This window comes from Pseudorhodoferax sp. (assembly GCF_047601025.1).
Lineage (GTDB): Bacteria > Pseudomonadota > Gammaproteobacteria > Burkholderiales > Burkholderiaceae_C > Pseudorhodoferax.
On the sequence record NZ_JASGJZ010000001.1, the window covers coordinates 4,475,438 to 4,488,599 of the forward strand.

11 protein-coding genes are annotated in these 13,162 nt (G+C 71.4%); 10 read left to right on the forward strand and 1 reads right to left on the reverse strand.

Annotated features, from left to right (window positions below; genetic code table 11):
* The first annotated feature begins 11 nt into the window (after positions 1–11).
* The 10 genes from QM782_RS20775 to QM782_RS20820 all read left to right on the forward strand — a co-directional run bounded on the left by QM782_RS20775 (position 12) and on the right by QM782_RS20820 (position 12,137).
* Positions 12–2,372 carry a CoA transferase gene (locus QM782_RS20775; RefSeq protein ID WP_415204776.1) on the forward strand — a complete coding sequence of 787 codons (2,361 nt, stop codon included), beginning with the start codon at positions 12–14 and terminating at the stop codon, positions 2,370–2,372.
* 15 nt (positions 2,373–2,387) lie between these two features.
* Complete coding sequence (locus QM782_RS20780) at positions 2,388–3,350, forward strand: Bug family tripartite tricarboxylate transporter substrate binding protein (RefSeq protein WP_415204777.1); 963 nt, start codon at positions 2,388–2,390, stop codon at positions 3,348–3,350.
* Positions 3,347–3,523, forward strand: a complete 177-nt coding sequence (locus tag QM782_RS20785) for a hypothetical protein (RefSeq protein ID WP_415204778.1) — start codon at positions 3,347–3,349, stop codon at positions 3,521–3,523. The genes QM782_RS20780 and QM782_RS20785 overlap by 4 nt, the downstream gene beginning before the upstream one ends.
* The gene (locus QM782_RS20790) at positions 3,520–4,731 is read left to right on the forward strand and encodes an acetyl-CoA C-acetyltransferase (RefSeq protein WP_415204779.1); all 1,212 of its coding nucleotides are present in this window, start codon (positions 3,520–3,522) and stop codon (positions 4,729–4,731) included. The genes QM782_RS20785 and QM782_RS20790 overlap by 4 nt, the downstream gene beginning before the upstream one ends.
* Positions 4,732–4,759: 28 nt before the next feature.
* Positions 4,760–5,977 carry a CoA transferase gene (locus QM782_RS20795; protein ID WP_415204780.1) on the forward strand — a complete coding sequence of 406 codons (1,218 nt, stop codon included), beginning with the start codon at positions 4,760–4,762 and terminating at the stop codon, positions 5,975–5,977.
* 21 nt (positions 5,978–5,998) lie between these two features.
* On the forward strand, positions 5,999–7,651 hold the full coding sequence (locus QM782_RS20800; RefSeq protein WP_415204781.1) for an acyl-CoA dehydrogenase family protein: 1,653 nt from the start codon (positions 5,999–6,001) through the stop codon (positions 7,649–7,651).
* A 61-nt stretch (positions 7,652–7,712) separates the two neighbouring features.
* Complete coding sequence (locus QM782_RS20805; RefSeq protein WP_415204782.1) at positions 7,713–9,035, forward strand: MFS transporter; 1,323 nt, start codon at positions 7,713–7,715, stop codon at positions 9,033–9,035.
* A gap of 34 nt (positions 9,036–9,069) precedes the next feature.
* On the forward strand, positions 9,070–10,029 hold the full coding sequence (locus tag QM782_RS20810) for a Bug family tripartite tricarboxylate transporter substrate binding protein (RefSeq protein ID WP_415204783.1): 960 nt from the start codon (positions 9,070–9,072) through the stop codon (positions 10,027–10,029).
* A gap of 68 nt (positions 10,030–10,097) precedes the next feature.
* The gene (locus QM782_RS20815) at positions 10,098–11,258 is read left to right on the forward strand and encodes a CaiB/BaiF CoA transferase family protein (RefSeq protein WP_415204784.1); all 1,161 of its coding nucleotides are present in this window, start codon (positions 10,098–10,100) and stop codon (positions 11,256–11,258) included.
* 132 nt (positions 11,259–11,390) lie between these two features.
* On the forward strand, positions 11,391–12,137 hold the full coding sequence (locus tag QM782_RS20820) for a GntR family transcriptional regulator (protein WP_415204785.1): 747 nt from the start codon (positions 11,391–11,393) through the stop codon (positions 12,135–12,137).
* A 45-nt stretch (positions 12,138–12,182) separates the two neighbouring features.
* On the opposite strand, the gene QM782_RS20825 is transcribed toward QM782_RS20820, so the two are convergent.
* Complete coding sequence (locus QM782_RS20825; protein WP_415204786.1) at positions 12,183–13,151, reverse strand: tripartite tricarboxylate transporter substrate binding protein; 969 nt, start codon at positions 13,149–13,151, stop codon at positions 12,183–12,185.
* Positions 13,152–13,162 lie beyond the last annotated feature (11 nt).

Here is a 13,162-nt window from a genome sequence, read left to right on the forward strand (position 1 = left end):
GCTGATCCGCGATGGCATTGGCATTGAAGGTGCTGGAGGCGACGGACACACCGGCCGCCGCCTTCGGGGCCGCGCTCCTGGGGGACTTCGGCGCGGAGGTCACCGTCGTGGAACCGCCCGGCGGCTCGGCGATCCGCCGGCTCGGGAGCGCCGCGGTGCAGGAAGTCTGGTGGCCCATCATCGGGCGCAACAAGCGCTCGCTCGCGCTGGATGTGCAGCGGCCGTCGGCGCAGGCGGTGCTGGCGGCCGCCGTTCGCGAGGCCGACATCCTCCTGGTCGACGATTCCGAGCAGGGGCGGGCCGTGCAGGAGATCGCCGCAGCCGCGCAGCTGGGCGGCCAGCTCACGCGCGTGTTCGCGCCGGGAGCCGACCTGCCGGCGTCGTGGCGTGGCAGCACGCGGCCGGAGTTCGCGGCCTGTGCCACGGGCCTGGTCGCCCTGACCGGCGCGCAGGACGGGCCGCCGCTGCAGCCCGAGTTCCCGCTGGCCGACGCGACCAGCGGCACGATGGCGGCGCTGCTGGCGCTGGTGGAACTGCGGCACGGCCGGCTGGCCGACCAACGGCCGCAGCGCGTGGACCTGGGCCTGCACGAAACCCTGCTGCGCATGAACGAGTGGCAGTTGCCGGTCGCCTCGGTGCAGGGACATGCGGAGCCACGCTGCGGCAACCGCTTTCCGATGAACTGGAGCATCGCCAACCTGTACCCCACGCGCGACGGGCGCTTCGTCACGATCTCGGCGGCCACTGCCTCGGTCGCGGAGCGGCTGATGCGCCTCGTCGGCGGGGAGGCCCTGTGCAGCGATCCCCGTTTCGCCACGCCGCAGGGGCGGCGGGCGAACATGGATGCCCTGGACGCGGTCATTGCGCAATGGATGCATGCGCATGATGCCGAGGAGGTCCTGCGGCTGGCGCAGGAGGTCGATGTCGTTGCCGGCCTCATCCTGGACACGGCGGACCTGCTGCGCAACGAGCAGGTCCTGGCGCGCGGCGACATCGTGCGCATCGCCGACGCCACGGGACGGCGGATCGCCATGCCCGCGCCGTTGCCCAGGATCGATGCGCTGCCCGGCGCCGTGCGCCATCCGGGCCCACGCCCGGGCGACGGGGCGACCGCGCTGCTGGCACGCTTGGGCATGGGCGCGCAGCAGGTGCAGGCCCTGCGGGAGGAGGGCGCGCTGTGGGCGCTGGAGGGCCAGCCGGCGCATGCCTCCACACCGCCGTCACGAAAGAACGCTGCTTCTGGTGCGTCCGTGGGTGCCCCGTCGCCGGATTCCGCGGGGCCACGGCCTGCCCGTCGCCCGCTGGAGGGCCTGCGTGTTCTCGAGGCCGGAATCGTGATCGCCGGGCCCTTCGCGGGAAGCCTGCTGGCGGAACTGGGCGCCGAGGTGATCAAGGTCGAGCAACCGGGTGCGGGCGACCCCGCGCGCCAGATGGGCGTGCGTGCCGCCGACATTCCGCTGTGGTGGGGCATCTCGGCGCGGGCGAAGCGATGCATCGCGCTGGACTTGAAGTCGGACGCGGACCGGCAGGTCTTCCTGTCGCTGGCCCGGGAGTCCGACGTACTGCTGGAGAACTACCGCCCCGGCGTGCTGGATCGCCTGGGCCTCGGCTGGGACATCCTGAAGGACATCAACCCCCGGCTGGTGATGCTGAGCGTCTCGGGTTACGGCAGCACCGGCCCGTACGCCGGCCGGCCGGGCTTCGGAAGGATTGCCGAAGCCTTCAGCGGCATCGTGCAACTGTGCGGGACGCCCGACGGGGAGGCCATGAACATGGGACTCAGCGTGGCGGACACCACCACCGGCCTGATGGGCGCCTTCGGCGTGGCCCTCGCGCTGCTGCAGCGCGACGTCTTCGGCGGTGGCGGTGCGCGCATCGATCTGGCGCTGTTCGAGTCGCTGTTCAGGATGTGCGAATGCCAGCTGGCGCTGCACGAGCGCATCGGGCGCCCGCCGTGCCGGGAGGGAACCAACGATCCCTACGGCTGGGGCGCGTCGGGCCGGAAGGCGACCCTGCGCGCGATGCGCTGCGCGGACCGGCACTGGGTGATGGTGGACGTGCGCAGCGTGCCGGCGGGCGAGACGGAGGAGGGGGTCGCGGCTTGGGTGGCGGCCATGGCCGTGCAGGATGCGCTGGACAGGCTCCAGGGCCTGGGCATCGCGGCCGCGCAGGTCCACGACGCCGCGACCCTCGCCGCCAGTACCTACTTCGCCCGCCGTGGCGACGTCGTGCAGACGGTCGTCGAGTCCATCGGCGCCATCGCTGTTCCCGGAGAGATCCCGAAGCGTTCCCATGACCGCTGCATCCCGTTGTTCCGGGCGCCGCGCGTGGACGAGGACCGTGCGGTGAAGGACCGCGGTCTCGCGGGTTGATGGAGGAGAAGCACCATGAAATTCCCTACCCGGGCCGTCGCCGTTCTGGCGCTGCTGGTCGCACCGCCGGCGGTGATGGCGCAGGACTACCCCAGCCGGCCGATTCACCTGATCATGCCCATGTCGCCCGGGGGCGCCACGGACATGATCGTCCGCGCCATGGTGCCCAGCCTGAGTGCGACGCTCCAGGAGGCCTTGGTGGTGGAGAACCAGCCGGGCGCCGGTTCGATCGTCGGCACCGCCGCGATCGCGAAGTCGGCGGCGGACGGCTATACGGTGGGCGTCGCATCGTCCGCCGCTCTCGCCGCCAACCCGCACATGCACAAGGAGCTTCCCTACGACCCGGCCAAGGATTTCACCCCGGTCTGCCGCATCGGCGGCAGCGCCTATGTCCTGGTCGTCAATCCTTCGCTCGGCGTCAAGACTCTCCCGGAACTGCTCGCCCGTGCGAAGTCCGAGAGACTGAGCATCGCCTCCGCGGGCCAGGGCTCCTCCACGCACATGGCCCAGGAAATGCTCAAGGTGCGCGTGGGCGCCTCCTTCCTGCACGTGCCGTACAAGGGCACGGCCCCCGCCATCAACGATACGCTGGCCGGCCATTCGCAGGCGCTGTTCGAAGCGCCTGCGCCCCTGCTGCCCCACATCCGCAGCGGGAAGCTCATTCCCCTGGTCGTCACCAGTGGCCGCAGGGTGGATTCCCTGCCGGATGTCCCGACCCTCGAGGAGCTGGGCTACAAGGACGCGCGGCTGGAAGGCTGGGTCGGTCTGATGGTGCGTGCAGGAACGCCGGCGCCCATCGTGACCCGCCTGTCCCAGGCCTGCCAGACGGCGCTGGCGACGCCGGAGCTGAAATCGCAGGCGCAGTCGCTGAGTTTCGACATCAACTACGCACCGTCGGCGGAGTTCGCCCCTTTCATAGAAAGCGAACGGCAGAAATGGGGAGAACTGCTGCGCGCGGCCGGCGTGAGGCCGGAATGAAGACCCGCGGACTCCCTGTGGCGGGCACGCTGCCCGGCACCGGGAACGGCAAGGCCACGCGGTGCGCGATCCGCGCGCGCCACCTCGGCGAAGCCTGCGGCGGCCTGTCGCCGATGGACTTCGTCACGCCCCTGCAAGGCATCCCCGAGCGGGACAAAGGAGAACCATCATGAAGGACGCAGTCATTTGCGAACCGATCCGTACGCCGGTCGGGAAGTACGGTGGCATCTTCAAGGACATCCCTGCGGCCACGCTGGCCGAGACGGTGCTCCGGGAGCTGCTGCGGCGCACGCAGCTGGACCCGGCCCAGGTCGACGACGTGATCTTCGGCCAGTGCTACCCCAACGGCGAGGCGCCGGCCATCGGCCGCATCGCCGCGCTGGACGCGGGCCTGGGCATCCGCGTGCCGGGGTTGCAGATCGACCGGCGCTGCGGCTCGGGGCTGCAGGCCGTGATCGACGCGGCCATGCGCGTGCAGACCGGCGCCTGCGACCTGGTGATCGCCGGCGGCGCCGAGAGCATGAGCCAGGCCGAGCACTACGTGCTGGGCGGGCGCTTCGGCCTGAAGGGCGACTCGCAGCCGTTCTGGGACCGCATCGCGCGCGGGCGCATCACCTCCGGTGGCAGGCACCACCCGGTGCCGGGCGGCATGCTGGAGACGGCGGAGAACCTGCGCCGCGACTACAAGGTGTCGCGCGCGGCCCAGGACGAGCTGGCGCTGCGCTCGCAGCGCAACGCCGTGGCGGCGCAGCAGGGCGGCCGCTTCGCCGAGGAGATCGTGCCGGTGCCGGTCAAGGGCCGCAAGGGCGTGCAGAACGTCACGGTCGACGAGCACCCGCGCGCCGACGCCACGCTGGAGATGCTGGCCGGGCTGACGCCGGTGCGCCTGAAGCAGGAGCCGGAATCGACGGTGACCGCAGGCAACGCCAGCGGCCAGAACGACGGCGCCGCGGCCTGCATCGTGACCACGCCCGAGAAGGCCGCGGCGCTGGGCCTCAAGCCCTACGGCCGCCTGGTGAACTGGGCGGTGGCCGGGGTGGAACCGGAGCGCATGGGCATCGGCCCGGTGCCGGCGGTCGAGAAGCTGCTGCAGCGCACCGGCCTGGCGCTGAAGGACCTGGACCTGATCGAGCTCAACGAAGCCTTCGCCGCGCAGGTGCTGGCCTGCACCTACGGCCTGAAGTTCCAGCCGGGGGACTACGAGCGCCTGAACGTCAACGGCTCGGGCATCTCGCTGGGCCATCCGGTGGGGGCCACCGGCGTGCGCATCCTGGCCACCATGCTGCGCGAGCTGGACCGGCGGGGCGGGCGCTACGCGCTGGAGACCATGTGCATCGGCGGCGGCCAGGGGCTGGCCGCGCTGTTCGAACGCGTGCAGTGAACGCCGCCGGCACGAGGAAGCGCAACCGATGTTCCCGATCCTGAGCGGCCTGCGCGTCGTCGAATGCGCCTCCTTCATCGCCGCGCCCTCCTGCGCGCTGCACTTGCGCCAGCTGGGTGCGGAAGTGATCCGCATCGACCCGGTCGGCGGCGGCATGGACTTCGGGCGCTGGCCGGTCACGCCGCAGGGCGACAGCCTGTACTGGGAGGGGCTCAACAAGGGCAAGCGCTCCGTGGCCATCGACCTGTCGCGGCCCGAGGGGCGGCAGCTGGCGGTGGACCTGATCACCGCGCCGGGCCCGGACGCCGGCGTGTTCGTCACCAACCATCCGCAGAAGGGCTTCCTCGGCCATGCCGCACTGAGCCGGCAGCGCCCCGACCTGGTGACGGTGCGCGTGCTGGGCTGGCGCGACGGCGCGCCGGCGGTGGACTACACCGTGAACGCCGCGCTGGGCCTGCCCTACATGACGGGCGGCGCCGGGAACGGCGACGACCCGGTGAACCACGTGCTGCCGGCCTGGGACCTGATGACCGGCGCCTACGCCGCGTTCGCCACGCTGGCCGCGGAGCGGCACCGCCAGCGCACCGGCCAGGGGCAGGAGGTGACGGTGCCGCTGTCCGACGTGGCGCTGGCCTCGCTCGGCCATACCGGGCAGATCGCCGAAGTGCTGTCCCAGGGCGACCGGCCGCGCTACGGCAACGCCCTGTTCGGCGCGTTCGGCCGCAACTTCCGCACCGCCGACGACCGGCAGGTGATGGTGGTGGCGATCACCGGGCGGCAGTGGAGCGGCCTGGTGCAGGCGCTGGAGCTGGCGCCGGCGGTGGCGGCGCTGGAGGCCGCGCTCGGCGTCGCGTTCGAGGCCGACGAGGGCCAGCGCTTCGTGCACCGCGAGGCCCTGTTCCCGCTGTTCGAGCGGGCCATCGGCGCCCTGCCGCTGGCCGCGCTGCGCCAGCGCTTCGAGGCCCATGCGGTGCTGTGGAGCGTCTACCAGACGCTGGGCCAGGCCGTCGCGGGCGATCCGCGCCTGTCGCTGGACGAGCCCTTGTTTTCCACGCTGCAGCACCCGAGCGGGCTGCGCTATCCCGCGCCAGGGGCGGCGGCCAGCTTCCACGCCAGCGCGCGCCAGCCGGCGGTGCCGGCCCCGCGCCTGGGCGAGCACACCGACGCGGTGCTGGCCGAGGTGCTGTCGCTGTCGCCGGCGCGCATCGGACAGCTGCACGACGCGAAGATCGTCGCGTCGGCCTGATTCCTCCTGAAAGCACGATCCATGAGCAAGACTTCGCACCTGGCCCGGCATCTGCAGGCCGCCACCGCCGCCGCGCGCCTCTTCCTCGCCGCGGCGCAGCGCGTCGTGTCGCAGCGCTGCGCGCCCGGCGGCCGCGCCGAGCCGGCGCTGCTGCAGCAGCACCAGCGCGCGCTGCACGGCCTGGCCTGGATCGCGACCACCACGGAGGCCATCGCCTGCGCTGCCGCCTGGTGCGAGCGGCTGGCCGCGGACGGCCAGCTGCACGCGGGCGAGGAGCTGGTGCTGACGCTGGGCGTGGGCGAGTACCTGGCCCAGCTCGCCGGCGGCATCCCGATGTCGCAAAGCGAGACCTTCCGCCCGGCCGAGCTGGGGCTGGAGTCGGCCGCGGCGGAGCTCGCCGGCCAGGCCGGCGCACGCTGGTTGATGACCCAGGCGGCGGCGCCGGACACGCGGCGTGCGCTGGTCGAGCATTTCCGCGGCGGCCGTGGCGTGGCGGAGACCGCGTTCGACAGCGACCTCGACGCGATCCGCGCGCAGTTCCGGCGCTTCGCGGACCGGGAGATCATCCCGAAGGCGCATGCCTGGCACCTGGCGGACGCGCTGATCCCGGACGAGCTGGTCGCCCAGCTCGGCGAACTGGGCGTGTTCGGCGTCAGCATCGCGGCCGCGCATGGCGGCATGGGCCTGGGCAAGCGCGCCATGTGCATCGTCACCGAGGAACTGAGCCGCGCCTGGATCGCGGCCGGCTCGCTGGGCACGCGCTCGGAGATCGCGGCCGAGCTGATCAACGGCGGCGGCACCGACGCGCAGAAGCGCCACTGGCTGCCGCGGATCGCGTCGGGCGAGGTCCTGCCCACGGCCGTCTTCACCGAGCCCGACACCGGCTCCGACCTCGGCGCGCTGCGCACGCGCGCGACGCCGACGGCCGGCGGCGGCTGGCGCATCGACGGCAGCAAGACCTGGATCACGCATGCCGCCCGCAGCGACCTGATGACGCTGCTGGCGCGCACCGAGCCGGGCTCCGCCGACCACAACGGGCTCAGCATGTTCCTCGCGCCCAAGCCCCGCGGCACCACGGCCGATCCGTTCCCGGCGCGCGGCATGCGCGGCGGCGAGATCCCGGTGCTGGGCTACCGCGGCATGAAGGAATACGACCTCGCGTTCGACGGCTTCGAGGTCGGCGCGCAGGGGCTGCTGGGCGGCGCCACGGGACAGGGCTTCCGCCAGCTGATGCAGACCTTCGAGAGCGCCCGCATCCAGACGGCAGCGCGCGCGGTGGGCGTGGCCTGGCGCGGGTTCGAGCTGGCCTGGCGCTACGCGAACGAGCGCCGGCAGTTCGGCCGGCCGATCGTCGAGTTCCCGCGGGTGTCCGACAAGCTGGCCATGATGATCGCCGAGACCGTGCTGGTGCGCGAGCTGTCGCACTTCGCCGCCGAGCAGAAGGACCGTGGCCGGCGCTGCGACGTCGAGGCCGGCATGGCCAAGCTGCTGGCCGCGCGCGTGGCCTGGAGCAACGCCGACAACGGCCTGCAGATCCACGGCGGCAACGGCTATGCGCTGGAGTTCGAGATCAGCCGCGTGCTGTGCGATGCGCGCATCCTGAACATCTTCGAGGGCGCCGCCGAGATCCAGGCGCAGGTGATCGGCCGCGGGCTGCTGGCGGGCCCGCGCTGACGGGCGCTGGACCCGCTGCCATGCCACCGGCGTCTCGACGACAGAAGCAGGAAGCGCCCACATGACTTCAGCCCGGTTTCCACCTGCGCATGCCGCCGCCCGGGACGTCGCGCCCGGCACTGTGGCCGCCCCGCGGCTGCGGGCGGTCGTGGCCACGGTGATCGGCAATGCGCTCGAGTGGTTCGACTTTGCCGCCTATGCCTTCCTGGCGGCACTGATCGGTCGGCATTTCTTTCCCCCGGGCAACGAGGCCGTCACGCTGCTGAGTTCGTTCGCGGTGTTCGGTGTCGGCTTCGTGGCCCGCCCCCTGGGGGCGATCGTGTTCGGGCGCCTGGGCGACCGGTCGGGCCGCAAGCTCGCGCTGCTGATCGCGATGCCGTTGATGGGCGTCGGGACATTGATCGTCGGCCTCACGCCCGGCTATGCCTCCATCGGCATCGCCGCACCGATCCTGCTCGTGCTGGGGCGTGTGCTGCAGGGTTTCTCCGCGGGAGGGGAGCTCGGCAACGCGGTCGCGTTCCTGCTCGAATGGGCGCCGCCCCGGCGGCGGGCGCTTTACAGCAGTCTCCAGCAAGGCAGCGTCATCCTCGGCACGCTGCTGGGTTCGGGCAGCGCGGCCTTGCTCTCCAGCGTGCTTTCGCCGGCCGATCTGGAGTCCTGGGGCTGGCGGGTGCCGTTTCTGGTCGGCGGCCTGGTGATCGCGCCGCTGGGCCTGTTCCTGCGCCACAAGGTCGAAGAGACGCCGGTGTACCAGGGAAAGGCGGCCCCGCAGGATGGCTGCCCGCCGGGCGGTGCGCCATCGCCCTGGCGCCTGGGGCTCCAGACGATCGGATTGACCAGCGCATGGGTGGTCTCGTACTACGTGTTTCTCATCTATCTGCCCAGCTTTCTTCCGAAGCATGCGCAGCTGTCCTCCGCGCAGGCCCTGTGGGCCAGCACGGCCGGCCTGGCCGCGATGATGTTCAGCATCCCGGCGTGGGGATGGCTGTCCGACCGGATCGGCCGCCGGCCGCCCATGCTGGTCGCGTCGATCCTTTGCATCGTGGCGCCGTATCCGGCGTTCCTGCTGCTGGTGCATTCACCGTCGCTGGCGCAGGTCTATCTGGTCGCCGTCGCTGCCGGGGTGCTGGTAGGCGTGTTCGCCGGCGTTGGACCGGCCACCATGTCCGAACTGTTCCCGACATCGCTGCGGACGACAGGGATTTCGGTGAGCTTCGGCCTCGCGACCGCGGTTCTCGGGGGCTTCGCGCCGTTTCTTTCGGCATGGCTCATCGCGGCGACCGGCTCGCCGCTGTCCCCGACCTTCTACGTCATCGCTGCCGCGCTGGTGTCGGCATTCACCGCCGCCTCGCTGCGCGAGACCGCCCACGTCGATCTCGCATAGAGACGGCGTCCCCATGACTCTCAAGGAGACCTTCGTGAAACTGAAAGCCTGTTGCCTGGTCGTCGGCTGCCTGCTCTCGTCCGTGACCAGTGTCGCGCACGCATTCCCCGACCGTCCCGTGACGATCATCGTTCCCTTCGGCGCCGGCACCGCGGTCGATGTGAATGGCCGCGATTTCGCCCAGGCGCTGGGCAGCGTGATGAGCCAGCCCGTGGTGATCGACAACCGGGCCGGCGCGGAGGGTGTCATCGGTGCGATGGCGGTGCTCCATGCGCCGGCGGACGGCCATGTCGTCATGTTCACCAGCAGCTCCATCCCGGTGCTGGACCCGCTGATGAAGAAGGGCATGCAGTTCGATCCGCTCAAGGACTTCACGCCGATCTGCACGGTGGGGCGTACCAGCAACGTGGTGAACATCACGGGTTCCAGCCCGATCAAGTCCGCCGCCGAACTGATCGAGGCGGCCAAAAGCCAGCCCGGCAAGCTGACCTTCGCCTATTCGTCCGCGACGACGCGGCTCGCCGGCGAGCTGTTCCAGCAAGCGGCCGGCATCAAGCTGACCGGCGTTCCGTACAAGGCGTCTTCGGCCGGGCTGACGGACGCCGCCGGCGGCCAGGTGGACCTGTTCTTCATCGACGACGTCTCGGCGGCGCCGTTCTACCAGAGCGGCAAGCTCCGGCCGCTGGTGGTGTCGGGCTCCGAGCGCATCCGCGCGTTGCCGGATACGCCGTCCGCTGCGGAGATCGGCGTGCCCGGCTATCAGATCCAGCCCTGGTTCGGCGTCTATGCCTCTGCCAGGACACCGCCGGCGACGGTGGCGCGGCTGCGCGAGATCATGGCCCAGGCCATGCAGACGCCCGTGGCGGCGGCGAACGTCGGAAAGCGCGGGCTGTCGGTCCACGTCGTCTGCGGCGACGCCATGAGCAAGTTCCAGCTCGACGAGGCCGAGCTGTGGCGCGGCGTGCTCAAGAAGGCCGGCATCGATCCGCAGTGATGCACCTGTTCCAGGAGATCCATCCATGAAAGCACGGCTCTCGAATCAACCAGCAGGCGGAGGTGAAGATGGCGAATGAGAAAGCGCACACGGGGCCGCTGGCCGGCCTGAAGGTGGTGGAGGTCGGCGGCGTCGGGCCGGGGCCGTTCTGCGGGATGCTGCTGTCGGACATGGGGGCCGAGGTGGTCCGCATCGACCGCAAGCACGCGTCGGAGAGCGGCTTGCCGGTGGAGCGGCGCTTCGACGTGATGTTCCGCGGCCGGCGTTCGCTGGCGATGGACCTGAAGAAGCCGCAGGCGGTCGACGCGGTCAAGCGCCTGCTGCAGGGCGCCGACGTGCTGATCGAAGGGTTCCGGCCGGGCGTGATGGAGCGGCTCGGCCTCGGCCCCGACGTCTGCCTGGGGCTCAATCCCCGGCTGGTCTACGGCCGCATGACGGGCTGGGGCCAGAGCGGGCCGCTGGCGCGCGAGGTCGGCCACGACATCAACTACATCGCGCTCAGCGGCGTGCTGCACGCGATCGGACGCGAGGGCGGCCCGCCGCAGATCCCGCTGAACCTGGTGGGCGATTTCGGCGGCGGCGCCATGTACCTGGCGTTCGGCATCCTGTGCGCGCTGCACGAGGCGAAGTCCTCCGGGCGCGGCCAGGTGGTCGACGCCGCCATGGTGGACGGCGCGGGTTCGCTGATGGCGATGGTCTACGGCCTGTTCGCCGCCGGCTACTGGCAGGACGAGCGCGGCGCGAACCGGCTGGACTCCGGCGCCCCCTGGTACGACGTGTACGAGACCAGCGACGGCCGGCACGTGGCGCTCGGCTGCACCGAGGCCAGCTTCTACCGCAACACGCTGCAGGTGCTGGGCCTGCGCGAGGAGGATTTCGCCGGGCAGCACGAGCGTGCCGGCTGGCCGGCGATGCGCGAGGCCTTCGCGCGCGCGTTCCGCAGCCGCACGCGGGACGAATGGTGCACGGCCTTCGACGGGACCGATACCTGCTTCTCGCCGGTGCTGTCGCTGGCGGAGGCGCCCCGGCATCCGCACCAGGCCGCGCGCGGCAACTTCGTCCAGTGCGCGGGGGTGGTGCAGCCGGCACCGGCGCCGCGTTTCAGCCGCAGCCAGCCGGCCGTGCAGGGCCCGCCGCCCGAAGTCGGCCAGCACACGCGGGAAGTGCTGGTGGATTGGGGCTTCGGCCTGCAGGACATCGCCGCACTGGAAGGCGCCGGCGCGATCTGATCTCCGGCCGGCGGCGCAGGGCAGTGCCGCCAGGCCCGGAAAAGATCGCTGCGATATGATCCATCATATTTCCTGGAGCACCCCGCGTTGGATCTCGACATTTCTCGCCGACCCAAGGATATGGGCCTGCAATTGTCCGGCTCGGTTGCGTCGCACCTGCGCGAGAAGATCATTTCCGGCCAGCTCAAGCCGGGGGATTTCCTGCGCATCGATGCCATCGCCAGCGAGATGGGGGTCAGCACGACGCCCGTGCGCGAAGGGCTGCTGCTGCTGCAGAGCGAATCCTTCGTGCGCCTGTTGCCGCGCCGGGGCTTCGTGGTCAACAGCTTCACCCCGGACGACCTGCGCGACATCTTCTGGGCCCAGGCGGTCATCGGCGCCGAGCTGGCCGCGCGGGCGACCGCCAGGATGTCCAAGGAGGACTTCGCCAAGCTGCAGCAGCTCGACTGCGAGCACGACAAGGCGTTCCAGGCCGGCGATGACAACCACGTCCAGCTCGGCTACGAGTTCCACCGCTTCATCAACCTGGCGGCGGGTTCGCCGCGCCTGGCCTTGCTGCTGGGCACACTGGCCCGGCAGTTGCCGAAGCAGTTCTACGCCAGCATCGAAGGCCAGGTGTCGGACACGCTGCAGTACCACCCGATCATCCTGGATGCGATGCGGGTGAAGGATGCGGAGGCGGTGCGCTCGCTGATGTTCCGCCACATCATGAGCGGCGCCGAGAACCTGATCGCCTCGCTGGAGCGCGCCGGCACCTGGGGGCGCGGGACGGCAGGCAGCCCCGCAGCGGACGATGCGCCGCCGCCGGGCGATGCTGCCGAGGCGGCGCCGGCGCCCAAGACCCGCGGCGGCGCCCGGTCCCGCGCGGTCCGTCGCTGACGACCCGGCCGCTGCCGCGCCTTGGCGGGCAGGGCCGTCGCTCAATTACTCCAGCACGATGTTCTTGGCGGCCGCGAGGCGCTTCCAGGTCGCATAGGCGTCGCGCACGCGCTGGGCCGCTTCGTCCGGCGTGACATTCAGCGGCGTGGCGCCGTCGCTCTGCATGAGCTCCACCATCTCCCTGGAATGGGCGATCTCGTTGACCTCGCGGTTGAGGCGCTGGACCAGCGCCGGTGGCGTGCCGGCGGGCGCGAACAGCGCTGTCCAGAGCTCGACCGCGTAGCCGGGCGCGACCGAGGCCATGGTGGGCAGGCCCGGGAACGCCGGGCTGGGCTGCTCGGACGTGACGGCCACCAGCCGCATGCGGCCGGCCGTGACCTGTGCGGCGAAGGTGGTCTTCGCAGCCAGCATCATGTCGATGGTGCCGCCGGCCGTGTCGGCCACGGCCGGCGCCGCTCCCTTGTAGGGAACGTGCGTGAGCTGGATGTTGGCGGCATCGTTCAGCAGTTCGGCCGCCAGGTGCGCGATGGTGCCGACGCCGCCGGTGCCGTGCGTCAGCTGGCCCGGCCGGGCGCGCGCAGCGGCCACCAGGTCCGCCGGCGTGTGGATGTCCGTCTTGGACGAAACGGCGATCACCAGCGGGCCCGTGCCCGGCACCGCGATCGGCACCAGGTCGCGCGTCACGTCGAATGGAACGTTCCGGGTGGTGGCCGCGGTGCTCAGCATGCTCACGGATGTGAACAGCAGCATCGAGCCGTCCTTGGGGCCCTTGACGACGGCCAGGCTGCCGATCATTCCGGAGCCGCCGGCGCGGTTCTCCACGATGACGTTGGTGCCCAGCCGCGGGCCGAGCTGGTTGGCGATCAGGCGCGCGATGACGTCGGTGCTGGCGCCCGGCGCGAACGGCACGACGATGCGGATCAGCGGCGGGACCGGCGGCTGCTGGGCCCGCGCGCCGGTGGCCGCGCACACCAGCGCGAGCAGCGCGCACAGGGCGGAGAGGAATCTTTTCATGGCGGTGTCCA

Coding starts and splice junctions, on each gene's coding strand:
- QM782_RS20805 (WP_415204782.1), top strand. CDS start 7,713: ATGACTTCAGCCCGGTTTCCACCTGCGCATGCCGCCGCCCGGGACGTC.
- QM782_RS20790 (WP_415204779.1), top strand. CDS start 3,520: ATGAAGGACGCAGTCATTTGCGAACCGATCCGTACGCCGGTCGGGAAG.
- QM782_RS20775 (WP_415204776.1), top strand. CDS start 12: ATGGCATTGGCATTGAAGGTGCTGGAGGCGACGGACACACCGGCCGCC.
- QM782_RS20795 (WP_415204780.1), top strand. CDS start 4,760: ATGTTCCCGATCCTGAGCGGCCTGCGCGTCGTCGAATGCGCCTCCTTC.
- QM782_RS20825 (WP_415204786.1), bottom strand. CDS start 13,151: ATGAAAAGATTCCTCTCCGCCCTGTGCGCGCTGCTCGCGCTGGTGTGC.
- QM782_RS20815 (WP_415204784.1), top strand. CDS start 10,098: ATGGCGAATGAGAAAGCGCACACGGGGCCGCTGGCCGGCCTGAAGGTG.
- QM782_RS20800 (WP_415204781.1), top strand. CDS start 5,999: ATGAGCAAGACTTCGCACCTGGCCCGGCATCTGCAGGCCGCCACCGCC.
- QM782_RS20785 (WP_415204778.1), top strand. CDS start 3,347: ATGAAGACCCGCGGACTCCCTGTGGCGGGCACGCTGCCCGGCACCGGG.
- QM782_RS20780 (WP_415204777.1), top strand. CDS start 2,388: ATGAAATTCCCTACCCGGGCCGTCGCCGTTCTGGCGCTGCTGGTCGCA.